This window comes from Arthrobacter caoxuetaonis (assembly GCF_023921125.1).
Taxonomy (GTDB): Bacteria; Actinomycetota; Actinomycetes; order Actinomycetales; family Micrococcaceae; genus Arthrobacter_B; species Arthrobacter_B caoxuetaonis.
The window spans coordinates 2640155-2664298 of record NZ_CP099466.1; the positions used below are offsets into that span (position 1 = coordinate 2640155).

The 24144-nt window shown below is 65.1% G+C and carries 27 protein-coding genes and 1 pseudogene; 13 read left to right on the top strand and 15 right to left on the bottom strand.

The features are described 5' to 3' along the window. Positions 1-51 precede the first annotated feature (51 nt). Genes NF551_RS12070 through NF551_RS12080 form a run of 3 tightly spaced genes read left to right on the top strand, consistent with a single transcriptional unit; the run spans position 52 to position 3076 of the window. Complete coding sequence (locus tag NF551_RS12070) at positions 52-1338, top strand: magnesium transporter MgtE N-terminal domain-containing protein (protein ID WP_227894433.1); 1287 nt, start codon at positions 52-54, stop codon at positions 1336-1338. Then, complete coding sequence (locus NF551_RS12075; protein ID WP_227894432.1) at positions 1331-1918, top strand: DUF1003 domain-containing protein; 588 nt, start codon at positions 1331-1333, stop codon at positions 1916-1918. The genes NF551_RS12070 and NF551_RS12075 overlap by 8 nt, the downstream gene beginning before the upstream one ends. A 54-nt stretch (positions 1919-1972) precedes the next feature. Beyond that, the gene (locus NF551_RS12080; protein WP_231704220.1) at positions 1973-3076 is read left to right on the top strand and encodes a P-loop NTPase; all 1104 of its coding nucleotides are present in this window, start codon (positions 1973-1975) and stop codon (positions 3074-3076) included. A gap of 40 nt (positions 3077-3116) precedes the next feature. Here NF551_RS12080 and NF551_RS12085 read toward each other — a convergent pair whose 3' ends face one another. The 4 genes and pseudogenes from NF551_RS12085 to sigE all read right to left on the bottom strand — a co-directional run bounded on the left by NF551_RS12085 (position 3117) and on the right by sigE (position 5163). Further along, positions 3117-3578: a twin-arginine translocase TatA/TatE family subunit gene (locus NF551_RS12085; protein ID WP_227894430.1), complete on the bottom strand. Its 462-nt coding sequence runs from the start codon at positions 3576-3578 to the stop codon at positions 3117-3119. Between the two features lie 50 nt (positions 3579-3628). After that, positions 3629-4396 (bottom strand): hypothetical protein, encoded by a 768-nt coding sequence (locus tag NF551_RS12090; protein WP_227894593.1) that lies wholly within the window; start codon positions 4394-4396, stop codon positions 3629-3631. A gap of 57 nt (positions 4397-4453) precedes the next feature. Then, positions 4454-4546, bottom strand: a pseudogene (locus NF551_RS19055) (zf-HC2 domain-containing protein); the annotation flags it as partial. 5 nt (positions 4547-4551) lie between these two features. Continuing rightward, positions 4552-5163, bottom strand: a complete 612-nt coding sequence (sigE, locus tag NF551_RS12095) for an RNA polymerase sigma factor SigE (RefSeq protein ID WP_227894429.1) — start codon at positions 5161-5163, stop codon at positions 4552-4554. Positions 5164-5505: 342 nt separating this feature from the next. Here sigE and NF551_RS12100 point away from each other — a divergent pair, with 342 nt between their 5' ends. Continuing rightward, positions 5506-6147 (top strand): O-methyltransferase, encoded by a 642-nt coding sequence (locus NF551_RS12100; protein WP_227894428.1) that lies wholly within the window; start codon positions 5506-5508, stop codon positions 6145-6147. A 19-nt stretch (positions 6148-6166) separates the two neighbouring features. Here NF551_RS12100 and NF551_RS12105 read toward each other — a convergent pair whose 3' ends face one another. The 5 genes from NF551_RS12105 to NF551_RS12125 form a co-directional block, all read right to left on the bottom strand. Further along, entirely contained in the window at positions 6167-7795 is a 1629-nt protein-coding gene (locus NF551_RS12105; protein WP_227894427.1) for a leucyl aminopeptidase family protein, read from the bottom strand. Between the two features lie 69 nt (positions 7796-7864). After that, positions 7865-8032, bottom strand: a complete 168-nt coding sequence (locus NF551_RS12110; protein WP_083521353.1) for a DUF3117 domain-containing protein — start codon at positions 8030-8032, stop codon at positions 7865-7867. Between the two features lie 206 nt (positions 8033-8238). After that, a complete protein-coding gene (locus tag NF551_RS12115) occupies positions 8239-8814 on the bottom strand; it encodes a DNA-3-methyladenine glycosylase I (protein ID WP_227894426.1) in 576 nt (191 codons plus the stop codon). Further along, on the bottom strand, positions 8811-9233 hold the full coding sequence (locus NF551_RS12120) for a DivIVA domain-containing protein (RefSeq protein ID WP_227894425.1): 423 nt from the start codon (positions 9231-9233) through the stop codon (positions 8811-8813). Before NF551_RS12120 ends, NF551_RS12115 begins: the two co-directional genes overlap by 4 nt. A 72-nt stretch (positions 9234-9305) precedes the next feature. After that, on the bottom strand, positions 9306-10076 hold the full coding sequence (locus NF551_RS12125; RefSeq protein WP_227894424.1) for an LOG family protein: 771 nt from the start codon (positions 10074-10076) through the stop codon (positions 9306-9308). 145 nt (positions 10077-10221) lie between these two features. On the opposite strand from NF551_RS12125, the gene NF551_RS12130 reads away from it, so the two are divergent. The 4 genes from NF551_RS12130 (at position 10222) to NF551_RS12145 (ending at position 13560) form a co-directional block, all read left to right on the top strand. Continuing rightward, a complete protein-coding gene (locus NF551_RS12130) occupies positions 10222-11001 on the top strand; it encodes an amino acid ABC transporter ATP-binding protein (protein ID WP_227894423.1) in 780 nt (259 codons plus the stop codon). Between the two features lie 76 nt (positions 11002-11077). Next, positions 11078-11917, top strand: coding sequence for a glutamate ABC transporter substrate-binding protein (locus NF551_RS12135; RefSeq protein ID WP_227894422.1), 840 nt, complete (start codon positions 11078-11080; stop codon positions 11915-11917). A gap of 99 nt (positions 11918-12016) precedes the next feature. Continuing rightward, positions 12017-12691 (top strand): amino acid ABC transporter permease, encoded by a 675-nt coding sequence (locus NF551_RS12140; RefSeq protein WP_227894421.1) that lies wholly within the window; start codon positions 12017-12019, stop codon positions 12689-12691. After that, entirely contained in the window at positions 12688-13560 is an 873-nt protein-coding gene (locus NF551_RS12145) for an amino acid ABC transporter permease (RefSeq protein ID WP_227894420.1), read from the top strand. The genes NF551_RS12140 and NF551_RS12145 overlap by 4 nt, the downstream gene beginning before the upstream one ends. Before the next feature lie 78 nt (positions 13561-13638). Here the strand turns inward: NF551_RS12145 and dapE are convergent, their stop codons facing one another. Then, positions 13639-14733 (bottom strand): succinyl-diaminopimelate desuccinylase, encoded by a 1095-nt coding sequence (gene dapE / locus NF551_RS12150; RefSeq protein ID WP_227894419.1) that lies wholly within the window; start codon positions 14731-14733, stop codon positions 13639-13641. Positions 14734-14766: 33 nt separating this feature from the next. On the opposite strand from dapE, the gene dapD reads away from it, so the two are divergent. From dapD to galE, 3 genes are read left to right on the top strand one after another with little or no spacing between them, the layout of a single operon-like run. Then, positions 14767-15738 carry a 2,3,4,5-tetrahydropyridine-2,6-dicarboxylate N-succinyltransferase gene (gene dapD, locus NF551_RS12155; RefSeq protein ID WP_227894418.1) on the top strand — a complete coding sequence of 324 codons (972 nt, stop codon included), beginning with the start codon at positions 14767-14769 and terminating at the stop codon, positions 15736-15738. A 23-nt stretch (positions 15739-15761) separates the two neighbouring features. Next, complete coding sequence (locus NF551_RS12160) at positions 15762-16634, top strand: hypothetical protein (protein WP_227894417.1); 873 nt, start codon at positions 15762-15764, stop codon at positions 16632-16634. 36 nt (positions 16635-16670) lie between these two features. After that, on the top strand, positions 16671-17684 hold the full coding sequence (galE, locus tag NF551_RS12165) for a UDP-glucose 4-epimerase GalE (protein WP_227894416.1): 1014 nt from the start codon (positions 16671-16673) through the stop codon (positions 17682-17684). 149 nt (positions 17685-17833) lie between these two features. Here the strand turns inward: galE and NF551_RS12170 are convergent, their stop codons facing one another. From NF551_RS12170 to fdxA, 3 genes are all read right to left on the bottom strand, one after another. Beyond that, a complete protein-coding gene (locus NF551_RS12170; protein WP_227894415.1) occupies positions 17834-19126 on the bottom strand; it encodes a citrate synthase in 1293 nt (430 codons plus the stop codon). Positions 19127-19311: 185 nt separating this feature from the next. Continuing rightward, positions 19312-20466 (bottom strand): succinyldiaminopimelate transaminase, encoded by a 1155-nt coding sequence (gene dapC / locus NF551_RS12175; RefSeq protein ID WP_227894414.1) that lies wholly within the window; start codon positions 20464-20466, stop codon positions 19312-19314. After that, a complete protein-coding gene (gene fdxA / locus NF551_RS12180) occupies positions 20463-20786 on the bottom strand; it encodes a ferredoxin (protein WP_066295741.1) in 324 nt (107 codons plus the stop codon). The genes dapC and fdxA overlap by 4 nt, the downstream gene beginning before the upstream one ends. Positions 20787-20910: 124 nt before the next feature. On the opposite strand from fdxA, the gene NF551_RS12185 reads away from it, so the two are divergent. Next, positions 20911-21159: a putative acetyltransferase gene (locus NF551_RS12185; RefSeq protein ID WP_227894413.1), complete on the top strand. Its 249-nt coding sequence runs from the start codon at positions 20911-20913 to the stop codon at positions 21157-21159. Further along, positions 21159-21683 (top strand): ArsR/SmtB family transcription factor, encoded by a 525-nt coding sequence (locus NF551_RS12190; RefSeq protein WP_227894412.1) that lies wholly within the window; start codon positions 21159-21161, stop codon positions 21681-21683. Before NF551_RS12185 ends, NF551_RS12190 begins: the two co-directional genes overlap by 1 nt. Before the next feature lie 15 nt (positions 21684-21698). Here the strand turns inward: NF551_RS12190 and NF551_RS12195 are convergent, their stop codons facing one another. Continuing rightward, positions 21699-22202, bottom strand: coding sequence for a hypothetical protein (locus NF551_RS12195; RefSeq protein ID WP_227894411.1), 504 nt, complete (start codon positions 22200-22202; stop codon positions 21699-21701). Positions 22203-22212: 10 nt separating this feature from the next. Then, the gene (gene typA / locus NF551_RS12200; protein WP_227894410.1) at positions 22213-24135 is read right to left on the bottom strand and encodes a translational GTPase TypA; all 1923 of its coding nucleotides are present in this window, start codon (positions 24133-24135) and stop codon (positions 22213-22215) included. Positions 24136-24144: the final 9 nt, after the last annotated feature.

The window sequence follows — 24144 nt, forward strand, 5'->3', positions numbered from 1 at the left end:
TCTCCGCGCCTGAATACGCCGATCCTGCTGCCGCCAAGTAGCCTAAGTAGGGTGAGCACAAATCCTACGCGCGTCTTCGTTGCACGGCTGCTGGGCCTCGACGTCTTCGACCCCCTCGGCGACCGGCTCGGGCGCCTGCGGGACGCCGTCGTGCTGGACCGCGGCGCCGGGCGTCCTCCGCAGGCGGTCGGAATCGTGGTGGAAGTACCCGGCAAGAAACGCGTCTTTGTGCCCATCACGCGCATTACCTCCATGGATCCCGGACAGATTATCTGCACCGGCCTGGTGAACCTGCGGCGCTTCCAGCAGCGCGGTGCGGAAATGCTGGTTGTCGCCGAGCTCTTTGACAGCAAGGTGTCCCTGGCGGACGGAAGCGGCGACGCCACCGTGGAGGACATCGCCATTGAACAGAACCGTGCGGGAGACTGGCACGTTTCAAGTCTTTTCGTCCGGCGCGGCGGTTCGCCGTCGCGGCTGCGCGGCCTCCGGCGGCGCGGCGAGCTGCTGATCGTCGACTGGGCTGAAATCGGCCACTGGGATATCACCGGCCCCCAGGCCGCAACCCAGTTCGTCGCCCAGCACGACGATTTGAAGGCTGCGGACTTTGCCGAGGCGCTCCACGAAATGAGCGGCAAGCGGCGAATCGAAGTGGCCAGCGAACTCCAGGACGAGCGCCTGGCAGACGTGCTCCAGGAACTTCCGGATGATGACCAGGTGCAGATCCTGCAGTCCCTGGATCTGGAACGCGCTGCGGACGTGCTGGAGGAAATGGATCCCGACGACGCCGCCGATCTCCTCAACGAGCTGCCGGAGGAGCAGAAGGAAGAGCTCCTGCAGCTGATGGAACCGGAAGATGCCCGGGACGTGCGGCGTCTGCTGGAGTATGAGGAAGACACCGCCGGTTCGCTGATGACGCCGGTGCCGGTCATTCTTCCGCCCGAAGCCACCGTCGCCGAGGCCCTGGCCCATGTCCGCCGGGAGGAACTGACTCCGGCCCTCGCATCCTCCATTTATGTCTGCCGGCCGCCGCTTGAGACCCCGACCGGACGTTACCTCGGCGTCGTCCACATCCAGCAGCTCCTGCGCACGGCGCCGCCCGAAGCACTGGGCAACATCCTGGATACGGATCTGGAGGCCGTCCGGGATTTCGCCAACATCGCCGAAATCTCCCGGATGCTCGCAACCTACAACTTGAACTCACTGCCGGTAGTGAACGACGCCGGGCGGCTCGTGGGAGCCGTCACCGTCGACGACGTGCTGGACCATCTGCTTCCGGATGACTGGCGCGCTTCTGATGAAACCGGCCCCATAACGTGGCAGGGAAGGAACAATGGCTGAGAAGAACCATCCCCGTACCAACGGCCTCGACACTCCGCGCACCGCCCGAACCAGGTGGTTCCCCCGGCTGTCCCCAAACCCCGATGCCTTTGGCCACGCCACGGAGAACTTCGCCCGCTTCATGGGCACCCCGCAGTTCCTGCTGTACATGACGGTGTTCTGCGTCCTGTGGCTCGTCTGGAACACGTGGGGCCCTGAGCCGCTGCGCTTCGACAGCGTGGCCCTGGGCTTTACCCTGCTGACCCTGATGCTTTCGCTGCAGGCTTCCTACGCCGCTCCCCTGCTGCTGCTGGCGCAGAACCGGCAGGATGACCGCGACCGGGTGTCCATGCGGCAGGACCGGGAACGTGCCGAACGCAACCTCCTCGACACCGAGTACCTCACCCGCGAAATTGCCGAGCTGCGCATTGCGCTGCGCGAGGTAGCTACCCGTGACTATGTACGTTCCGAGATCCGGGGACTGCTCGAAGAGCTGATCGAGGCCAACGATGCCCGGGACGAGGGCCAGCGGCGCGGGCAGCAGCGGCGCCGTACGCCGGATGGATCCGCTTCGCTGTCCAAGAGCGCAGGAGACGACTAGGCGGTGCCCGCAAACCAGATTGACCCCTCCCTGCACCAGAAGGCCCGCACGGCCATGGACCGGGTCATCGATCCGGAACTGCGCCGGCCCATCACCGAACTCGGAATGCTGCGCAGCGTCGAGGTGGATGAGCGCGGCGCGGCCCGGATCGGTGTCCTGCTCACCATCGCCGGGTGCCCGCTGCGCGAAACCATCACCGCCGACGTCGAACGCGAGCTCTCAGCTGTCCCGGGCATCACGTCCGTCAGCGTGGACCTCGATGTGATGAGCCCGGAACAGCGGGAAGAACTCAAGACGCGGCTCCGGGGTCCCGGCGGCCAGCGCGGAGTACCGTTCAACCGGCCCGGCTCCCTCACCCGCGTCTACGCGGTTGCCAGCGGCAAGGGCGGTGTGGGCAAGTCAACGGTCACGGTCAACCTGGCAGCAGCGATGGCGGCGTCCGGGCTTCGTGTGGGAGTGATCGACGCCGATGTCCACGGTTTCTCCGTTCCGGGACTGCTGGGAATCACTGCGCCGCCGACCCGCGTCGACGAAATGATCCTGCCTCCCGTCGCGTACGGCATCAAGACAATCTCCATCGGCATGTTCCTCGACGGCAACAAGCCAGTCGCCTGGCGCGGCCCCATGCTGCACCGGGCCCTGGAACAGTTCCTCACTGACGTCTACTTCGGCGATTTGGACGTGCTCCTGCTCGACCTGCCGCCGGGTACCGGTGACATCGCGATCTCCGTGGGACAGCTGCTGCCCTCCTCCGAGATCCTTGTGGTGACCACCCCGCAGGCTGCTGCCGCCGAAGTGGCTGAGCGCGCCGGAACGGTGGCGGCCCAGACCGGACAAAAGGTTGCCGGCGTCATCGAGAACATGTCCTGGCTGCCGCTGCCGGGAGGCGAAAGGATGGAGCTCTTCGGCTCCGGCGGCGGTGCGCTGGTATCCGGACGCCTGGGTACGGCACTGGGGTATGAGGTTCCGCTGCTCGGAAGCATTCCGCTGGATGTCCGCCTGCGGGAAGGCGGGGACGCCGGGCTGCCTGTGGTCCTGGATGAGTCCGCCGTGGAACCGGAAAGCGCGGGGGCCGAACTGCGCAGGATCGCAGCAACGCTCGCCAACCGTCCGCGCGGCCTTTCCGGGCTGAATCTGGGGGTTTCCCCGCGTTCCTGACTGTGGCCAGGGCGTTGGAAGGGTCCGTCTGAGGGGACGGCTAGGTTGCTTCCACGTCGAAGGGCGCTCTTTCCCCTTCGCCCAGGCGCTCGAGGCGCTGGAAAGGCGGAGCGGGCATGGAGGCTGCGGCCGCAGCCGGAGCTGCCGCAGTTGCTGCTGTTGCCGCCGTTGCCGCGGCTGCGGTGGCCGTCACCGTTGCGGGGCGCCGGGCTGGATTCGGAGCCGACGCCGGCCGCACGGCTTCTTCGACGTCGTCGAGCAGTGCTTCCTTGATGATCCGCCGCGGGTCATACTGGCGCGGATCAAGCTTCCGCCAGTCGACGTCATCAATTTCGGGACCGACTTCTTCACGAAGCTGTTCCCTTGCCCCGGTGGCCATCCGGCGCAGCTCGCGCACCAGGCGGGCCAGCTGGGAAGCGTATTCCGGCAGGCGCTCGGGTCCAAGAATGGCAACGGCAAGGATCGCCAGCACGATGAGCTCACTGCCATTTATTCCGAACACGTTTGAAGGTTACCTTTTCCCGAAGGAAACAAGCCACTCAGAGAATGGGCTCACAGTGATCCCCCGGCTCCGGCAAGAACCGACAGGCCGCGCAGGATCCGCTGCACAGCAGTGTCTTCCCCGTCCGAAGCGGGAACCAGCAGGCGTGCAGACTCACTCAGTGAGAGTTCGCTGACAGCGCCGGTCATCGTTTCAGCGGGAGCAGATGAGGCCAGCGTGTACGTCACATTTCCGGTAGACAGGACCGCTTCGCCCGGCCGGGACGGCGCCTGCCAGATCCGCGGTGCCGTCGGAGTGCCCTCCTGCGCGGTGAACCCAGCCTCGGCGACGGGACGGCCGCTGACCGCGTGCAGGACTTCGTTGTTCTTCCCTCCCTGCCAGGGCCGCTGTTCGTAGAGCAAAATTTTCTCTTCGCCGCGTACCAGCACCAGGGCGACAGCAGGGCGCCCGGCCACCGTCTCGGTCCGGGCGCTTTCCACCGTGAACCCCAGTTCGGCCAGTTCCGGGCAGGACCACCCCGAATTCCGCAGCTCAGCCAGCTCCTCGGAGGACAGCTCGTCCTCCGGTTCCTCCGCAATGTCATTCCAGCCTGCCAGCAGGTGTGCCTGCTGCGGCGCGGTGAGCGGCTCATCAGCCAGCGTGCCCAGAACATAGGCCCCGGCGAGGACGAAGCCGGAGACCAGCGTCAGGACGCTCCCGAAGGCCAGCACATATCTGCCCGGCCGCGAAGGTGCCGCAGGTTCCGGTGGAACAGTCCCGCTCCCCGGACCGGCTACGATCCTCCGGGCCAAATCCTCCCCGGGCGCTGGGATGTTCATCGCGCGGAGGCGGCTCCGCAGGCGGCGTTCCTCTTCCACCAGGCACCGGCAAGTGGCGCAGTGCTCCAAGTGCGCTTGGACAGCGGCCTGTTTGCGGTGCGGAAGCTCAGCGTCCAGGAACTCGCGAAGATGTCGTTTCGGGTGGCGCATTGTGCCTAGTTCGCTCCCGCCACGCGGGGCATCTTCAGGCCTACCGACGGCGCCCGGCGCTGGGCAGGATCGCGGTGTGCAAGCTTTTCCTTGAGCATGGTGCGTCCCCGGTGGATCCGGGAACGCACTGTGCCGAGCTTTACGCCCAGGGCCTTCGCTACTTCGTCGTAGGAGAGCCCTTCCAGGTCGCACAGGACGACGGCGGCACGGAAGTCGGGCGGCAGCTCTTCCAGCGCCCGCTGGATGTCTACGTCAAGATTATTGAACTCGAAGCTCCGCTCCGGGCCGGGGCCCTGGCTGGGGAGCCGGCTTTCTGCTTCCTCGCTCATGCCGTCGAACCGGATCCGGCTTCGGCGCCGGGCCTGGTCCAGGAACAGATTGGTGGTGATGCGGTGCAGCCAGCCGTCCAGCGTACCCGGCTGGAAGTTCGCCAGTGAGCGGAAGACGCGGACAAAGACTTCCTGCGTCAGGTCTTCGGCGTCGTGCTTGTTGCCGGTGAGCCGGTAGGCCAGCCGGTACACCTTTGCCGAGTGCGCTTCCACCACTTCCTGCCAGGACGGACGTACCCAATCGGCGTCCTCTGGTGCAGGGGCTGCAACGTCCACTGATCCCGTCACGGTTCTCCTCCCTTCACAGCGCAAGGCACTTGCCCTTTCCAGGTTTGGCTGTGTAGGGGCACGCGATCTCAGCAAGTTCGAAATCCATGTTCGCGCATCTTTCTGGGAATTTGCTGTTAGCACGCTAGGCGCCGGCACACAAGTAGCCCCGCATTCGCGTTCCGGGCCGATTCGCCGGCGCCGCACGGCCGTGCCGGAGGGAATTAGGGTCCGGCGGGCCTTAAGCTTGTACTGGCTGGATGCATCCGACATCCGCCGGGCAGCCCGGACAGGGATTTCCGACGCCGGATTCCACCGCCGGTTCCACACACCACCGCATCAAACCGAAAGAGACCTGCATCCATGAGCGCCGAAAAGCAGACGACCTGGTCCTACACCGAGGCGCTGCCCTTCGAGGATGAAGTCCTGCTCCGTGCCCGCGAACGGTCGCACGAGCTGGGAGTCGCGCCGGTGAGCACCGGAGTCGGAGCGGCGCTGACCGTACTGGCAGCCTCTTCGAAAGCCCAGACCGTCGTGGAGATCGGAACCGGTGCCGGCGTATCAGGAGTTTGCCTGCTTCGCGGGCTGAGCCGGCAGTCCGTCCTGACCACCATCGACATCGACGTCGATCACTTGCGCGCTGCCCGCCAGGCCTACTCGGAGGCCGGTATCCCGGGGAACCGCACCCGGACCATTTCAGGCCGGGCGGCAGAGGTCCTCCCCCGGCTTACCGACAACGCCTACGATCTGGTCTTCATCGATGCTGACAAGCCCAACTTCGCGGTCTACACCGATCAGGCGGTGCGGCTGCTGAAACCGGGCGGACTGCTGATCGTCAACGGTGCCCTCGACAACGGCAGGGTTGCTGATCCGGCTGCACGCGAGCCGCTGACCAACACCATGCGGCAGGTCGGCAAGGTCATCCGGGAAAACGACGAACTGGTTTCCGCACTCCTGCCGACCGGCGACGGCCTGCAGCTCGCCGTGAAACTCGCACGCCGGTAACCCGGGCGCGGGGACGCTTCTAGGAAGCGTCCAGCCCCGCCAGGGTCCGGGCAGCACGGGCACGGAGGAAGGCGATGAGGAGCCGTGCCCCGAATCCCGTTGCACCCTTGGAGTATTCGTTGGTGTCAGAGCCGACTTCCATGGGGCCTGCAATATCCAAGTGGATCCAGGGTGTCTCACCAACGAATTTCTCGAGGAACAGTGCGGCCAGGATCGCCCCTCCGCCCGCTTTGGCGCCGACCGGTGCAACATGGGCCAGGTCCGCTGTGTCCGACTCCAGCAGATAGTCATAATCCGGCACCAGGGGCAGTTGCCACAGCGGTTCACCGGAACTGCTGCCAGCCGCTTCAAAGGCCGAAAGAAGATCCGAACGGTTACCGAAGAGAGCTGCGTGCCGCTTTCCCAGGCCGAGTGCTGCGGCTCCCGTGAGAGTCGCGACGTCGACCAGGACTTCAGGGTCCAGCTGGTCCGCTGCGTAGGCCAGCGCGTCCGCCAGGACCATCCGGCCCTCTGCATCGGTGTTGCCGATTTCCACCGTGGTGCCGTTCCAAGTCCGCACGACATCTCCGGGGCGGTAGGACGAAGCACCAATCGCATTCTCAGCCAGGGCCAGGAGGCCCGTGACTTCGAACGGCAGGCCGAGTTCCGCTGCGGCCTGCACCACGGAGAGGACGACGGCGGATCCGGCCATGTCCATCTTCATGGCAGGCATGGATTCGCGGGGCTTCAGGGAAATTCCGCCTGAGTCGAAGGTGATGCCCTTCCCGACCAGGACCACCCCGCCGGCCTTCCCGGGCTTAGACGCCTTCCCGGCTGTCGCTGCAGCCGTTGTTCCCGGCCGATAGGTCACACACACCAGGCGCGGACCATGCGAGGATCCCGACCCCACTGCCATCAGGCCGCCAAATCCTTCGGCCGCCAGGCGGACGGGATTCCATTCCTCGTATTCCAGGCCGGAGGCTTCGGCCACGGCGCGGCTTTGTTCAGCCATCCAGGCCGGCGTGGCAATATCCGGCGGAGTGTTGGTGAGGTCGCGGGCCAGCCACGCCGCACGGGCCGCAGTTTCTGCGCGGACCAGGGCCTGCGGGTTCAAGCCGGTGACTTCCAGGTTCACGGCCATCGGCTTGGCTGCCGCCGATACCCCGGTTTTTGGCGCCCGGTAGCCACCGAGGAAGAAACCTTCCAGGAAGGCCTGCTGTGCCTGCAGCGGCAGGCCGTCGACCACGCTGGTGCGAATACGCTGTACCCCGAATGTCGCACGGGCCAAGCAGGCTCCCGCCCGCCGGAGGCTCTGGTGGGATTCATCCCCCACGCCCAGGTAGATCAGTTTCCCAGGCAGGTCTGCCTTCCCGCGCGGCGGTTCCACCACCAGGTGCTCACCGGCTTTGCCGCTGATACCTGCGGCGTCGGCCCGGGAGGCCACGTCGATTCCGTAGCGGACTGCAGCTTCAACCGCACCGCGGCGCGGCTCCGGCACGGGACGGGCGCCGTCGCCGGCACCCTCCTGGGCAGGTTCAGATGAGGGACCGGGCGCTATCGCCACGGCCAGGACATCCACGCCTTCCCCGGGTGCCGGGTTAAGGCCTGTGCCATCTCCCGGTTCACCGGAGCGCGGATCAAGCGGCGCAAGGCCGCTGACGTTTGTCATGGACTTCCGGGAAACCTGCAAGGTACCCGTTGGCCTGGAAATCTGCCGGGGAGGACGCATGCAACCAGCCTAGCCGGTGACGCCGAGGAGGCATTCCTTGAGCTTGCCGGCTTCTTCGGCGTTCAGTTCCACAACCAGGCGTCCGCCGCCGTCGATGGGAACCCGCAAGATCAGGCTGCGCCCCTCCTTGGTGACCTCCATGGGTCCATCACCCGTACGCGGTTTCATCGCAGCCATCTTGAAGTTCCCCTTTCAAAAGTGCACTTCGGGGTTATTCCCCGAGTAGTCACCATTACTGCTGCGGAAGGCATCACCCGTTATTTAGGGCACCGAGCCGCATTTGCGATCATTATTCCGCACAAATGCTAAGCAGGCGAAATTTCGGTGTGTCTGACGCCACAATCCCCAGCGTGTCGCGGGCGCCGAGACCGGGGTCCGGGCCCTTATCCGTCGCCGCGCAGCGCGCAGGCGGCCAGATGATCATTGACGTACCCGGTCGCCTGCATCATGGCATAGGCCGTCACCGGCCCGACGAACCGAAACCCGCGGGCCCGCAGTTCGCGGGACAGCTTGTGGGATTCGGGAGTGGATGCCGGGATGTCCTCGGAGGTGCGGGGAGCAGGGCCGGGCTGCGGCCGGTGGAGCTCCAGCAGGTCCGCCAGGGATTCACCCCGCGGCAGTGACAGCAGGGCCTTGGCGTTATTGACTGTCGCCTGGATCTTCGCGCGGTTCCGGATGATCCCCGGGTTCGCCATGAGCTGCGCGATTTCAACGTCCCCGAACCCTGCTACTGCTTCCGGATCGAAGCCGCGGAAGGCTTCTCGGAACGCCGGCCGTTTGCGCAGTATGGTGATCCAGCTCAACCCCGCCTGGAATCCTTCCAGGCTGAGCCTCTCGAACAGCGCGGCATCGCCGCGCACCGTCCGGCCCCATTCATCGTCGTGGTAGGCCAGATAATCAGCGCTGGCCAGTGCCCACGGGCACCGCAGCCTTCCGTCGGGGCCAGGCTGGGCGGTCACCGGAGCTGTTCCGAGCCGGCGCCGCCGGAGGCGGCAGGCGGGTCCTCCCGCCGGTCCTGCGCGGGGGTGTCCGCCGTGCAGGGACGCCGCAGCCGGGCCAGTTCCTCGTCCCGGTCCTGCAGGGCCGCGGCCAGGCGCTCCAGCACCTCGTCGACCTGGTCCATCCGATACCCGCGGAAAGCGACGGAGAAGCGGAGCCTGCCTACGTCGGCAGCATCCGGATGATCGGGCAGGAGCACAGGTGGAAGGCGCGGATCCGGCTCTCCCAGCGCTGCCGTGTCTCCGGGCCCGTGCAGGAAATCCGGGTCTGATGCGCCGGCGGCAGTGCGCCGCCAGCGGCCGGGACCGATCCGTCCGGCTACTGCAACGGCAACTGCGCCGACGACGGCGAGGGCAAGGAAGGCCAGCAGGATGATCACCGAACCATCGTCGCAGATCCTGCCTCTGCAGCAATCAGCGTTGCCGACATTCGCGGGCCCTGCTGTTGCCCGCTAGAGCGAAACGTGGCCTGCGCTGTCGGCGATGATCAGTTTGACTGCCTCGGCCGGGTCATCCACCACGTGGAGCAGCTCCAGGTCCTTGGCGGAGATCATTCCTTCCTCCAGCAGGCTCCCTCGGACCCATTCCAGCAGCGGCGACCAGAAGTCCGTCCCCACCAGCACGATCGGGAATGACGTCACCTTCTGCGTCTGGACCAGCGTCATCGCCTCGAAGAGCTCGTCCAGCGTGCCGAAACCGCCCGGCAGCACAATGAAGCCCTGTGCGTATTTGACGAACATGGTCTTGCGGACGAAGAAATACCGGAAGTTGATGCCCAGGTCGACCCAGTCATTAAGGCCTGTCTCGAAGGGCAGTTCGATGCCCAGGCCAACCGAGACGCCACCGGCTTCCACGGCGCCCTTGTTGGCGGCTTCCATGGATCCGGGTCCACCGCCGGTGATCACGGCCAGCCCTGCTTCGGAAAGAAGCCTGCCCACGGATTCCCCCATCCGGTACCAGCGCGAGCCGGGAAGACTGCGGGCGGAGCCGAAGACACTGACTGCAGGGCCGAGCTCGGAGAGGGTTCCGAACCCTTCAACAAATTCGCTCTGGATCCGCAGCACGCGCCAGGGATCGGTGTGCGTGAAATGCGATCCGTCCTGGGTGTCCAGCAGGAACCTGTCCGACTGCGGAACCCGTGCCTGTCCCCTGCGCAGTTCCACTGGTCCCCGCCGCTTTGCCGATACCGGGCGCGAAATGCCTTGCTCGTCACTGATTGCCATCCCTACAGGCTAGCGGCTGCATGTGGTGCGCACCTCAGTTTGGCAACTGTGAAACGGCTGTCATTTGGTTTCTCTTGCGTCACGATTTGTCTGCCCGCAAGCGATCGGGGACAACGGGGGTTGATTTGTTCGCTATCTTCTACCTATGACCAGTGACACAACATCAGGGCAGCCGGTGCCTGAACAAGCAGCACCCCTCGTCTCGCTGAAGAACGTAAACAAGCACTTCGGGGACCTCCACGTGCTGCGGGACATCAACCTTGATGTGGCGCGGGGCGAAGTCGTCGTCGTGATTGGCCCCTCAGGCTCGGGAAAGTCGACCCTGTGCCGGGCCATCAACCGGCTGGAAACCATCGACGACGGTGAGATCAGCATCGATGGCAAAGCCCTGCCCGCCGAGGGTAAGGCACTGGCCAAGCTGCGTGCCGACGTCGGAATGGTCTTCCAGTCCTTCAACCTCTTTGCCCACAAGTCGATCCTGGACAACGTGGCCCTCGGTCCCATCAAGGTGAAGCGGATGAAATCCGCCGAGGCCAAGGAAAAGGCGATGGCGCTGCTGAAGCGCGTTGGTGTGGACAACCAGGCCAACAAGCTGCCGGCCCAGCTTTCCGGCGGACAGCAGCAGCGCGTTGCCATCGCCCGGGCGCTGGCCATGAAGCCGAAGGTCATGCTCTTCGACGAGCCGACCTCCGCACTGGACCCCGAAATGATCAACGAGGTCCTGGACACCATGGTCGAGCTGGCCCAGGAGGGCATGACCATGATCGTGGTTACCCATGAGATGGGCTTCGCCCGCAAGGCAGCAGACCGCGTGATCTTCATGGCCGACGGCCAGATCGTCGAGCAGGCAGCTCCCGAAGAGTTCTTCACCAATCCCAAGAGCGACCGCGCCAAGGACTTCCTCGGCAAGATCCTCGCCCACTAGGCACCCCCGTTCTATCCACCCTTTGAGGCAGAGGCGGTGGTCCCCACGGACCTCCGCCGCAATGCAAGGAGAAAAAATGCGCACTACCCGTTACGCAGTTGCCGCCATGGCAGCCGCTGCCGCACTGACCCTGTCCGCCTGCGGCAGCGACGCCGGCACCGACTCCGCAGATTCCGGCGACGCCGAAACCATCCGCGTCGGCATCAAGTTCGACCAGCCGGGCCTCGGCTTCGCTGACGCCGGCTCCTACGCCGGCTTCGACGTCGACGTTGCCACCTATGTCGCCAAGGAACTGGGCTACAGCGAAGACCAGATTGAGTGGATCGAGACCCCGTCCGCACAGCGCGAGAACATGCTGGAAAACGACCAGGTCGACATGATCTTCGCAACGTACTCCATCACGGACACCCGTAAGGAAAAGGTCGCCTTCGCCGGACCGTACTTCGTCGCCGGTCAGGACCTGCTGGTCCGCGCTGATGACAGCGAGATCAAGGGCCCCGAGGACCTCAACGGCAAGACCCTCTGCTCCGTCACCGGCTCCACCTCGGCCCAGAAGGTCAAGGACACCCTGGCCAACGAGGCGAACCTGGTGGAGCAGCCCAGCTACGCCGAGTGCGTCACCGCCATGCAGGGCGGCTCCATTGACGCCGTCACCACCGATGACATCATCCTGGCCGGCCTGGCTGCCACTGATGCCAACAAGGGCCAGTTCAAGGTAGTCGGCAACACCTTCTCCGAGGAGAAGTACGGCGTCGGCATCCAGAAGGACAGCGACAAGTGTGAAGACATCAACGCTGCCATCGAGAAGATGATCGAAGACGGCGCCTGGGAAGAAGCCATCAAGAAGAACACCGAGGGTGCTGACTACGCTTTCAACGCTGAGCTGAACCCGCCGGCCATGGACGCCTGCGCCTAAGCAAGCCACCTCCGCCGGGTTTCGGCGGCAACGTTCGGGGCAGGGCAACAAGCCCTGCCCCGAACTCCGCTCCACACATTTTTACGGAAGAGGTGACATATGGAAGGTTTCCTCGAGCTCTTTGGCGAATACGACGTCATCGGGGCCTTCTGGGTCAACATCCAACTGACATTCTGGGCAGCGCTCTGGTCCCTGGTGCTTGGCACCATCCTGGCCGTGATGCGCATTTCGCCGATCGCCAGCCTTCGCTGGTTCGGCACTGCATACGTGAACATCTTCAGGAACACGCCGCTGACCATCATCATGGTCTTCGGCACGCTTGCCCTGTGGTCCCAGCTGCAGGTCAACCTCTCCGGCGACTTTCAACTCAACTTCTTCCGGCTGGCGGTGCTCTCGCTCTCCATCTACCACGCAGCGTTTGTCTGCGAAGCCATCCGGAGCGGCGTGAATACCGTCCCCCTGGGACAGGCTGAAGCCGCCCGTTCCATTGGACTGTCCTTCCTGCCGGCAGCGTGGCTGGTCATCCTGCCGCAGGCTTTCCGCGGCGCCGTCGCACCGCTGGGCAACGTCCTGATCGCACTGGCCAAGAACACCACCGTCGCCGCCGTGGCCTCGGTGGCTGAAGCCTCCGGCCTCATGAAGACCATGATCGAGTTCCGCCCGGATCTTATGACGCAGATCTTCCTGACCTTCGCGATGGGCTTTGTGCTGATCGTGATCCCCATCGGCCTGCTGACAACCTGGGCCTCGAAGAAACTGGCGGTGGCCCGATGAGCCAGAGTGTCCTTTTTGACGCCCCCGGGCCGCGCGCCCGCCGCCGCATCCTCCTCGGCAACATCCTTGGCACGCTGTTCATCCTGGCCCTGCTTGCGCTGGTCGTGAAGGGTCTGGCGGACAAGGGCCAGTTCGAGGCAGCCAAGTGGACGCCGTTCCTGGAAGCCGACACCTGGCAGTACAACATGCTCCCGGGCCTGTTGGCCACGCTCCAGGCCGCCGGCGTCGCGATCGTCACGTCCATCGCGTTCGGCCTCATCTTTGGCCTGGGACGCCTGTCTTCGGTCAGGGCCATCAGCTGGGTCGCCGGTCTGGTCGTGGAGTTCTTCCGCGCCGTGCCGGTGCTGCTGATGATGATTTTCTTCTATCAGTTCCTTTCGAAGTCCACGCCCGTCCCACCGGCGGATGTTCCGTTCGTCGCCGTCGTCCTGGCCCTGACCCTGTACAACGGCTCCGTGATTGCCGAGCTCGTGCGGTCCGGCGTCTTCGGGCTGCCAAAGGGACAGCGCGAGGCTGGACTGGCGATTGGCCTGACCCGAAGCCAGTCCCTCCGCGTCATCGAGGTTCCGCAGGCACTGGTAGCCATGCTGCCGGCACTGCTGAGCCAGTTTGTCGTCATCCTGAAGGACTCGGCCCTTGGTGCCTTCATCGGCTACAGCGAACTGCTGGTCTTCGCCCGGCGCCTTGCGGCAGGTGACGGTAACATCCTGCCCGCCCTGCTGGTCACGGCGGCGATCTTCATCATCCTCAACATGATCTTGACCTTCGCCGCCCAGCGCCTCTCGCGCCGGCTCGGTGCACGTGCCGGGACACTGCTGCGGACAGAGGACGCCATAGAACCCGAAGGGGTTCCCGCGCCGACGCGCTAGCCTCCGCTCCATCGAGATAGCAGAAAGTGCCCTTTAGAAACTTCTAAAGGGCACTTTCTGCTATCTCGGTGAAGAAGCCTAGGACGTAAGCCAGGTTTCCAGCGCACGGAGGCATTCACGGATGGCACCGGCACTGACGTGCTCATTGTCCGAATGTGCCAGCAGCGCATCTCCCGGACCGAAGTTGACGGCCGGAATACCCAAAGCGCTGAAACGCGCGACGTCGGTCCAGCCGTACTTGGGTTTGGGTTCCGCGCCGACTGCGGCAACGAAGCTGGCCGCCGCGGGCCGGTCCAGGCCGGGGCGGGCCCCGGCGGAGGCATCGGTGCGGACCAGGTCAAATCCGTCCAGCAGGTTCCTGACATAGGCCTCTGCCTGCTCCAGGTCCTTGTCCGGAGCGAACCGGTAGTTGATTTCCACGACGGCGGAATCAGGAATGACGTTTCCGGCCGTGCCGCCGTGGACCTTTACGGCGTTCAGCGATTCCCGGTAGTCCAGTCCTTCGACCCTGACAGTGGCCGGCTCGTGATCGCGCAGGCGCACCAGGATCTCCGCTGCCGCGTGAATGGCGTTCTCCCCCATCCATGCCCGTGCCGAGTGGGCTGCCTTGCCGGTGGTCATGGCCTGGAAACGCATGGTGCCGTTGCACCCGCCCTCGACGGTTCCGTCCGTCGGTTCCAGCAGGATGGCAAAGTCTGCCTTCAGCCATTCCGGGAAGGATTTCTCCAGCCGGCCCAGCCCGCTGAGTGAGGCGTCAACCTCTTCGTGGTCGTAAAAGACGAACGTAATGTCCCGGTTGGGTTCAGTAAGCCCGGCGGCAAGAGCCAGCTGGACGGCCACGCCGCCCTTCATATCAGTGGCGCCGCGGCCGTACAGCACCTCACCGTCCCAGCTCGAGGGCACAGTGCCCCTGGAACCGGGGACTGCGGGGAGCGGAACGGTGTCCAGATGCCCGGCCAGGATCACCCGTTCAGGCCTGCCCAGGTTGGTGCGGGCCATGATGGAGTCACCGTCGCGCACTACCTCCAGATGGTCCAGCGCCTCCAGAGCGGACTGCACACTGTCAGCGATGGCAGCTTCGTTGCCGGAAACACTTTCGATATCCATGAGGGCGGCGGTGAGGGCAGCGACGTCGCCCTGCAGGTCAAGATGCTTATGCGGTAATACGGTCACCGCTCCAGACTACCGCTCGGTAGACTTGATCCCATGACTTCGATCCCCGCTTCAGACCCTTCCGCCCGCACCGCTTCCGGCCTTGGACTGGCCACCGTCGCAGCTGACGGCACTGTCCTCGACGTCTGGTACCCGCAGCCCCGTCTTGCCGGGCTGACGGACGATCCGGCCCTGGCGGCAGAGCTTGGCACAGCAGCCGAAGCCATGGCCGACGAAGTCCGCGGAACCCGCGGTGAAGTCGTGGCAACGGAAATCGACCTGGACGCCGCTCCGTCCTCCACCGCAGACGCCTACCTGCGCCTCCACGTTCTGTCCGCCCGGCTGGCCGCTCCGAACACCATCAACCTCGACGGGATCTTCGGCGTGCTGCCCAACGTCGTCTGGACGAACTTCGGCCCCTGCCAGGTCGCCGGCTTCGACCGCGTCCGCGTTGGCCTGCGCGCCCGCGGTGCTGTGACCGTCTTCGGCGTGGACAAGTTCCCGCGCATGGTGGACTACGTCCTGCCCACGGGTGTCCGCATTGCCGACGCCGACCGCGTGCGCCTGGGCGCGCACCTCGCCGAGGGCACCACGGTCATGCATGAAGGATTCGTTAACTTCAACGCGGGCACGCTGGGGACATCGATGGTTGAGGGCCGTATTTCTGCCGGCGTGGTCGTCGGGGACGGCAGCGACGTCGGCGGCGGGGCATCCATCATGGGAACCCTGTCCGGCGGCGGCAAGGAACGGATCACCGTCGGGGAACGTGTCCTGCTCGGAGCGAATTCCGGGGTGGGCATCAGCATCGGGGATGACACCGTGGTTGAGGCGGGCCTCTATGTCACAGCGGGGACGCGCGTCAACGTTCTCGACCCCGAATCCGGCGACGTCCGGACCGTCAAGGCAGCAGAACTCTCCGGCGTCCCGGGCCTGCTCTTCCGCCGCAATTCGGTTTCCGGCGCCGTCGAGGTCCTCCCCCGCCTGGCCCGCACCGTCGAACTGAACGAAGCGCTGCACGCCAACTAGGCAGCGCACCAAGGAGGAAGCCCGTGGGCTACCGCACCCCGCAGCTTCCAACCCGCCGGAAGGGCGTCACCGTCCTGCTGCTGGCGGCCGCCTTCGCTGCGGCAGTGGTCCTGTACCTCCTGGTGCTGGCGGCCAATTCCGGGGATGAGAAACCCTTTAGGGAGCGGTGCACCGCAACAGCGAACGGGGGAACGTTTTCGCTGACTCCGGAACAGGCTTCCAACGCCGCCACGATCACGGCTGTCGCCGTCGCCCGCGGACTGCCTCCGCGGGCGGCGTCGATTGCACTGGCGACGGCGGTCCAGGAGTCCGGGCTGCGCAACATCGGCTACGGAGACACAGCCGGGCCCGATTCCCGCGGCCTGTTCCAGCAACGGCCCACCCAGGGCTGGGGCACCGAAGAGCAGGTGATGGATCCGGTCTACGCGGCCAACGCGTTCTACAACGCGCTGGAGAAGGTTCCCGGCTACCAGGACCTGCCGATCACCGTGGCAGCGCAGACGGTCCAGCGCAGCGCCTACCCGGATGCCTACGCCGACCATGAGCCCGAGGGCCGTGCCTTCGCCTCGGCGCTCACCGGACAGTCACCCGCCGCCCTGACCTGCCGGCTCAATCCGGCGGCCGCCCCCGGAAACCCGGAGACAGTGCTCTCCGCGATGTCCTACGTCTATGGCGAGCAGCAGGCCGTGGTACTCGGAGACGTACTGCTGGTGGCTGCGGAGGGTGAGTACGGCTGGTCATTGGCGCAGTGGGCCGTAGCCAACGCCAAGGCCCTGGACATCAACGAAGTGGCCTATGACTCCCGGACCTGGAACCGCGGCACCGGAGAGTGGGCCGAATCGGATGCACCGGCCACCCAGGTCGCCATCCACGTCGCCCCCGTGGCCGTCGGCTAGGAAAGTGACCGCTTGGCAAGCCGCTAGGCTGGATGTATGCGCATACTAGTCACCGGAGGAACCGGGTACATCGGCTCCCACACCACCCTGGAACTGCTCAACGCGGGACATGACGTCGTCGTCATGGACAACCTGGCCAACTCCAGCACCACGTCCCTGGAGCGGGTGGCAGAGCTGGCCGGACGCACTGCCGACTTTGTCCAGGCAGACCTGCTGGATCCGCAGGCGCTCGAGGATATCTTCGCCACCCACTCCCCCGACGCCGTCATCCATTTCGCCGGTCTCAAGGCCGTGGGCGAGTCCGTGGCCAAGCCGCTGCACTACTACCGGAACAACGTTGCCGGCACCTTGAACCTGCTCGAAGCCATGGACCGACATGACGTCCGGACCATCGTTTTCAGCTCCTCCGCCACGGTCTACGGTGCTTCCGAAGAAGTGCCGCTGGTCGAGAAGATGCCCATGGACGCCGTAAACCCCTACGGGCGGACCAAGGAACAGATCGAAGACATCCTGGCCGACCTCGGCGCCTCAGATGAGCGCTGGAGCATCGCGCTGCTGCGCTACTTCAACCCCGTTGGCGCCCACGAATCCGGCCGCATCGGCGAAGACCCCACGGGTGTGCCGAACAACCTGCTGCCCTTCGTGGCACAGGTCGCCGTGGGCCGCCGTGAGAAGGTCATGGTCTTCGGCAACGACTACCCCACCCCGGACGGCACAGGTGTCCGCGACTACATCCACGTGGTTGACCTTGCCGCAGGCCATCTGGCGGCACTGGATTACATCGCTGCCCGCAAGGGCGTCAAGCGGTGGAACCTGGGCACCGGCAACGGTTCCTCGGTCCTTCAAGTGCTGGCTGCGTTCTCCAAGGCTGCCGGCAAGGACGTGCCCTACGAATTTGCTCCGCGCCGGCCCGGAGACGCCGCCGTCAGCTACGCCGATCCGTCCGCTGCCCTGGCTGAACTGGGCTGGTCCGCAAGCCGTTCCCTGGATGACATGTGCCGGGACCACTGGAACTGGCAGAAGCAGAACCCGCAGGGCTACGCCTCCTAACCCCGTCTTCCCGCCGAGAGGCCAGTTACGGCTCCTTTGAGACGTCAAAGGAGCCGTAACTGGCCTCTCGTGTGTGTGTGGGTGGGGGAAACAAAAAGGCCGTGCCCGCAACCTGGTGCATGCGGGCACGGCCTTTTTGATCCTGGGGTTTAGCGCTCCGGGTAGTTGCGCTCCGGGAGGCCCGTGTAAAGCTGGCGCGGACGGCCGATCTTCGTCTGCGGGTCCTGCATCATTTCGCGCCACTGGGCAATCCAGCCCGGCAGGCGTCCGATGGCGAACAGCACGGTGAACATCTTCTCCGGGAAGCCCATGGCCTTGTAGATCAGCCCGGTGTAGAAGTCGACGTTCGGGTAGAGCTTGCGCTCAATGAAGTAGTCGTCCGCGAGGGCCTTCTCTTCGAGGCGCATCGCGATGTCCAGCAGTTCGTCGTTGCCGCCGAGGTCCGCGAGGATCTCGTGTGCGGTTGCCTTGACGATCTTGGCGCGCGGGTCGTAGTTCTTGTAGACGCGGTGCCCGAAGCCCATGAGCTTCACGCCGTCTTCCTTGTTCTTGACCTTCTCCATGAAGTCCTCCGGCGCCATGCCGGTGGACTGGATGTCGCGGAGCATGTTCAGGACGGCTTCGTTGGCGCCGCCGTGCAGCGGGCCGAAGAGCGCGGAGATGCCTGCGGAGATCGAGGCGAACATGTTGGCGTTCGAGCTGCCGACCAGGCGCACAGTCGACGTCGAACAGTTCTGCTCGTGGTCCGCATGCAGGATGAGCAGCAGGTCCAGTGCCTTGACCAGCTTCGGATCCAGTTCGTACGGCTCGGCCGGCAGGCCGAAGGAGAGCCGCATGAAGTTCTCCACCAGGTTCATGGAGTTGTCCGGGTAGAGCATGGGCTGGCCGATGCTCTTTTTGTGCGCGTAGGCAGCAATGACGGGGAGCTTCGCCATGAGGCGGACGGTGGAGAGTTCCACCTGCTCTTCGTCGAACGGGTCCAGGGAGTCCTGGTAGAACGTGGACAGCGCACTGACGGCGGAGGAAAGCACCGGCATCGGGTGGGCGTCACGCGGGAAACCGCCGAAGAACCCCTTCAGGTCCTCGTGCAGCAGCGTGTGGCGGCGGATGCGCTGGTCAAAGGAATCAAGTTCCGCAGGCGTGGGCAGGTTGCCGTAGATCAGCAGGTACGAGGTTTCGAGGAAGCTCGAATGCTTGGCCAGCTGCTCAATCGGGTACCCGCGGTAACGCAGGATGCCGGCGTCACCGTCGATGTAGGTGATCGCCGAGGTGGTTGCCGCGGTATTCATGAAGCCCGGGTCGAAGGTGACCGTCCCGGTCTGCTTCAGCAGCTTTGAGACGTCAAACCCGTCGTTGCCTTCTTTGGCCGCGATGCGGGGCAGTTCGAGCTTGTCGCCCGGTTCGGTCCCATAGTGCAGCTCGGCACTTGGTCGCTCAGTCATTTCTCTCCTTCAGGAGTTTGAAGAACCCACTGCTACGGGCCCGCGTCCCGGGAGGGGGCGCCCATAGTACACATTCGGTGCTTAAACTATTTCGCTAAAACGCTACCGGCTGACCGGGCGATACCACTAATCGGTAACCATGTTGTTGTGCAAGCGCAACATGCTCGGATTGTGTCACCGGCCAATTATCCCGCCGCGGCGGTGAGCCTGCGTGCTGCCGCGGCAATCCGTTCATCACTGCCGGTCAGGGCCACGCGGATGAAACCGGACCCCGCCTCGCCGTAGATGACGCCGGGACCGACGACGATGCCCAGGGCCGCGAAGCGTTCGACGGTGGTCCAGGTATCCTCTCCTGCGGTGGCCCAGAGGTAGAGGCCGGCGTCGGACGCTTCGATCCGCAGCCCAAAGGCTTCCAGTGCCGGAACCAGCAGTTCCCGCCTGGAACGGTATTTGTCCTTTTGCACAGCGACGTGTCCGTCCTCGGACAGGGCAGCCTGCATGGCGGACTGCACCGGAGCCGGGACAATCATGCCGGCATGCTTGCGGCTGTTGACGAGGTTCGCCATGATCGCGCTGTCCCCCGCAACAAAGGCCGCGCGGTAGCCGGCAAGATTGGATTGCTTGCTCAACGAGTACACGGCCAGCAGGGAATCGCTGCTGCCTCCGCTGACCCGGGGATCGAGGACCGAAGGAACGGGCTGTCCGCCGCGTGCGGTGTCCCATTCGCCCCAGCCGAGTTCTGCGTAGCACTCGTCCGAGGCAACCACGGCGCCAAGCGCACGCGCCTGCCTTACAAGCTTGGCCAGGGAATCGGCACCGCGGACAATACCGGTCGGATTCCCCGGGGAGTTGACCCAGACCAGCCGAACCCGGGACCGCGTCTGTGCGTCAAGGTCCTCCAGGTCGTCGGCCGCGACCGGCGTGGCACCGGCAAGCACGGCACCCATGTCGTAGGTCGGATAGGCAACGGTGGGACGTACGACGACGTCGCCTTCCCTGAGCCCAAGCAGCAGCGGGAGCCAGGCAACAAGCTCCTTGGAACCGACGGTGGGCATGATGTCCTGCGGGTCCAGGTCCGGGACCCCGCGGCGGCGGGCAAACCAGTCCGCGATGGCGCGGCGAAGCTCCAAGGTGCCGTGGGTCGTGGGATAGCCCGGCGCGTCAGCAGCCCCCGCGAGGGCCTCCTGGATGAAGTCCGGAGTCGGATCCACCGGTGTCCCGATGGATAGGTTCACGGCACCGTCCGGGTGTTCCGACGCCTGCCTGACGTAGGGAGCCATGGCTTCCCAGGGGTACTCCGGAAGGTTTAGTCCGAAGCTCCGGGAGTCGGAGCCGCTCATTCCTGGTTCTGCGGCGGGAGCGCGGCGATCAGCGGGTGATCCTTGTGGGTGTTGCCAAGCTTCGCTGCACCGCCGGGCGATCCCAGGTCATCGAAGAATTCGACGTTGGCCTTGTAGTAATCGGCCCATTCCTCAGGAGTGTCGTCCTCGTAGTAAATGGCTTCAACCGGGCACACGGGCTCGCAGGCGCCGCAGTCAACGCACTCATCGGGGTGGATGTAGAGGGAGCGTTCACCTTCGTAGATGCAGTCCACGGGGCATTCTTCAATGCAGGCCTTGTCCTTAACATCCACGCATGGCTGCGCAATTACGTACGTCACGTCCCTTTGCCTTCCTTGGTGTGCGGATCTGCGCGGATCAGCAGATGTCCACGAGGTAATGCTTCCACGTTAGTGGCCACGACCATTATCTCCCAGCCGGAGGCTCCCCGCGTACGATGTAACAGTGACTTCACAGAGCCCCGAATCCCGGCTGCGCGAGGCCGGAACCGGGCGCCGCGCCGTCGTCCGCTACCGGATCCCGGGCGGGCTCACTGACGCCTTGGGGATCATTACGGCACTGGACCCGGACAGCTGCACCCTTGAAACCCGCAGCGGCGCGGTCACCATCCCCTGGCACCTGGTAACGGCAGGCAAACCGGTTCCCGATCCTCCTGCCCGCAGGGCCCGCCCGGGCGGCGGTATGCTGGCCTGATGCCAAACGACGAGGACATCCAAGCGCGGGGACGCGCGCTGAGTTCACCCGTCCGGCTGCGGATCCTCCGTCTCTGCCTGCACCGGGAACGGACCAACAAGGAGATTGCCGAGGCGCTGGAACTGAATCCTGCGACCGCGCTGCATCATGTCCGCACCCTGCTGGGCACCGGCTTCCTGGCGGCCGGCGAACCCCGCACGGGGAACCGGGGGGCGAAGGAAATCCCGTACCGGGCCACCGGCCTCAGCTGGCGCACGTCCCTGCCGGAGGGAGCCAACGCCGTCCTGGTCGAAACGTTCCTGCAGGAAATCGACGGACTCGCGCCGTCGGACATTGAAGTCATGCGCATGGGCGTGTGCCTTAACGACGAAAACCGCCGCGGGCTGATGGAACGCCTGCGGGCGGTTTTCGATGAGTATGCGCTGCGGGAACCTGATGCGGACGGCACCCCAACGTCCCTGATGCTGGCCCATCACCTGGACCGAACCGGCGCCGAACAGCTTCCTGCTGCGCCCCTGGGCTAGCTCGGGCAGCCCGGTCTACTCCGGAGAGACTGGTCCCGGGCGGTAGCCTGGGTCGGTGCCGTAGGCCACTCCGGGCACTGACTCCGGATGACTGCGCTGGTACCGTGCTTCGCGACGCAGCACCGCTGCGCACACGAGGACCGCTGCCACAGTGGCCACGGCCTGGCCGTAGAGCCACACGATTCCTGCCGTAACGACAGGCAGCTCGACCCCGGAGGCCGTTCCCGTCACGATCAGCGGACCGCCGAGCAGGTCAAGGGTGAACAGTCCCAGCAGGACGTAGGTCAGGACACCTGTCAGGGCGCTGACCAGGACCGAGCGCGCCCACAGGCCGGTGAAGACCGAGACGGCAGCGCTGAAAAGAAGCGCCGCTGCAGCGCCGAGGGGCAACGGAGTGTCCCCGGCGTAGAGCACCTGCGCGTGGAGTGAGGTTCCCAGGACTCCGGCGGCAATGCCGCCAAGCACAACGGCCACCGGGCCCCGCCTGCGCGGGACCCGGTGACCGGAGCTGGATGCCATGGAGATGATGCTACGCCTTGGCGCGGGCGCGGGTTACCTTGGCACGCTCGTTAGCGTTGAGAACCAGCTTGCGGATGCGGATGGACTCAGGGGTAACTTCCACGCACTCGTCTTCGCGGGCGAATTCGAGCGACTCTTCCAGGGTGAGCTTCCGCGGCGGGGTCAGGTTCTCGAAGGTGTCCGAGGAAGCGGCACGCATGTTGGTGAGCTGCTTTTCCTTGGTGATGTTCACGTCCATGTCATCGGCGCGGGAGTTCTCGCCGACGATCATGCCTTCGTAAACCTCGGAGGTGGGCTCCACGAAGAAGGAACCGCGTTCCTGCAGCTTGATCATGGCGAACGGCGTCACGACGCCTGAACGGTCGGCAATCATCGAGCCGTTGGTGCGGTACTCGATGGGGCCTGCCCACGGCTCGTAGCCTTCAGCGATGGACGCGGAGATGCCGGCGCCGCGGGTTTCCGTGAGGAAGCGGGTGCGGAAGCCGATCAGGCCACGGGCGGGAACAATGAATTCCATCCGGACCCAGCCGGTGCCGTGGTTGGACATGTTGACCATGCGGCCCTTGCGGGCGGCCATCAGCTGCGTCACGGCGCCGAGGTATTCCTCGGGGACGTCGATGGTCATGTGTTCCATCGGCTCGTGGATCTTGCCGTCGATCATCTTGGTGACAACCTGCGGCTTGCCCACGGTCAGCTCGAAGCCTTCGCGGCGCATCTGCTCCACGAGGATGGCCAGTGCGAGCTCGCCTCGGCCCTGGACTTCCCAGGCATCCGGACGCTCGGTCGGCAGAACCCGGAGGGAGACGTTACCGATCAGTTCCTTGTCCAGGCGGTCCTTGACCTGGCGCGCGGTGACCTTTGCGCCCTTGACCTTGCCGGCCAGCGGCGAGGTGTTGATACCGATGGTCATGGAGATCGCGGGATCATCCACGGTGATCAGCGGCAGCGGCTTGGGGTTGTCGACGTCGGTCAGCGTTTCACCGATGGTGATGTCCTCGATACCGGCAACAGCCACGATTTCGCCGGGGCCTGCAGACTCGGTCGGAACACGGTCGAGGGCCTTGGTGGCCAGCAGCTCGGTGATCTTCACGGTCTTCATGGTGCCGTCGGCACGGGCCCAGGCAACCTGCTGGCCCTTGCGCAGGGTGCCGTTGAAGATGCGCAGCAGCGCGAGGCGGCCCAGGAAGGGGGAAGCATCCAGGTTGGTGACGTGCGCCTGCAGGACACCTTCCGGATCGTAGGTCGGAGCGGGGATGTGCTCGATGATGGTCTGGAACAGCGGTTCCAGGTTGTCATTCGCCGGAGCCTGGCCGTCAGCGGGCTGCTCAAGGGAGGCAGCACCGACGCGGGCGGCGGCGTAGACAACGGGAACGTTGAGGACCAGGTCCAGATCAAGGTCGGGAACTTCGTCCGCGAGGTCGGATGCCAGGCCCAGGAGCAGGTCCATGGACTCGCTGACAACTTCATCGATGCGGGCGTCGGGGCGGTCGGTCTTGTTGACCAGCAGCACGACGGGAAGCTTGGCGGCGAGGGCCTTGCGCAGCACGAAGCGGGTCTGCGGCAGCGGGCCTTCGGAAGCGTCTACCAGGAGCACAACGCCGTCGACCATGGAGAGGCCGCGCTCGACCTCACCGCCGAAGTCGGCGTGGCCGGGGGTATCGATCACGTTGATGGTGATGGTTTCGCCGTTGGCGGCGGGGCCGTTGTAGAACACGGTGGTGTTCTTGGCCAGGATGGTGATGCCCTTTTCACGTTCCAGGTCGCCTGAGTCCATCACGCGGTCTTCGACATCTCCGTGCGAGGCGAAGGAGTTCGTCTGCTTGAGCATGGCGTCGACGAGGGTCGTTTTGCCGTGGTCAACGTGGGCCACAATAGCAACGTTGCGGAGATCGCTACGCACTGCGCTGTTCACAGCCGTGTTGGTTTCTGACATGCGTGAAGA

Excerpts from the sequence above, each read along its gene's own strand:
- NF551_RS12130 (WP_227894423.1), top strand. The coding sequence starts at position 10,222 with ATGACCAGTGACACAACATCAGGGCAGCCGGTGCCTGAACAAGCAGCA.
- NF551_RS12100 (WP_227894428.1), top strand. The coding sequence starts at position 5,506 with ATGAGCGCCGAAAAGCAGACGACCTGGTCCTACACCGAGGCGCTGCCC.
- NF551_RS12075 (WP_227894432.1), top strand. The coding sequence starts at position 1,331 with ATGGCTGAGAAGAACCATCCCCGTACCAACGGCCTCGACACTCCGCGC.
- NF551_RS12105 (WP_227894427.1), bottom strand. The coding sequence starts at position 7,795 with ATGACAAACGTCAGCGGCCTTGCGCCGCTTGATCCGCGCTCCGGTGAA.
- NF551_RS12110 (WP_083521353.1), bottom strand. The coding sequence starts at position 8,032 with ATGGCTGCGATGAAACCGCGTACGGGTGATGGACCCATGGAGGTCACC.
- typA (WP_227894410.1), bottom strand. The coding sequence starts at position 24,135 with ATGTCAGAAACCAACACGGCTGTGAACAGCGCAGTGCGTAGCGATCTC.
- dapD (WP_227894418.1), top strand. The coding sequence starts at position 14,767 with ATGACTTCGATCCCCGCTTCAGACCCTTCCGCCCGCACCGCTTCCGGC.
- NF551_RS12195 (WP_227894411.1), bottom strand. The coding sequence starts at position 22,202 with ATGGCATCCAGCTCCGGTCACCGGGTCCCGCGCAGGCGGGGCCCGGTG.
- galE (WP_227894416.1), top strand. The coding sequence starts at position 16,671 with ATGCGCATACTAGTCACCGGAGGAACCGGGTACATCGGCTCCCACACC.
- NF551_RS12090 (WP_227894593.1), bottom strand. The coding sequence starts at position 4,396 with ATGAACATCCCAGCGCCCGGGGAGGATTTGGCCCGGAGGATCGTAGCC.
- NF551_RS12140 (WP_227894421.1), top strand. The coding sequence starts at position 12,017 with ATGGAAGGTTTCCTCGAGCTCTTTGGCGAATACGACGTCATCGGGGCC.
- NF551_RS12135 (WP_227894422.1), top strand. The coding sequence starts at position 11,078 with ATGCGCACTACCCGTTACGCAGTTGCCGCCATGGCAGCCGCTGCCGCA.
- NF551_RS12125 (WP_227894424.1), bottom strand. The coding sequence starts at position 10,076 with ATGGCAATCAGTGACGAGCAAGGCATTTCGCGCCCGGTATCGGCAAAG.
- NF551_RS12190 (WP_227894412.1), top strand. The coding sequence starts at position 21,159 with ATGCCAAACGACGAGGACATCCAAGCGCGGGGACGCGCGCTGAGTTCA.
- NF551_RS12080 (WP_231704220.1), top strand. The coding sequence starts at position 1,973 with ATGGACCGGGTCATCGATCCGGAACTGCGCCGGCCCATCACCGAACTC.
- NF551_RS12145 (WP_227894420.1), top strand. The coding sequence starts at position 12,688 with ATGAGCCAGAGTGTCCTTTTTGACGCCCCCGGGCCGCGCGCCCGCCGC.
- dapC (WP_227894414.1), bottom strand. The coding sequence starts at position 20,466 with ATGAGCGGCTCCGACTCCCGGAGCTTCGGACTAAACCTTCCGGAGTAC.
- NF551_RS12170 (WP_227894415.1), bottom strand. The coding sequence starts at position 19,126 with ATGACTGAGCGACCAAGTGCCGAGCTGCACTATGGGACCGAACCGGGC.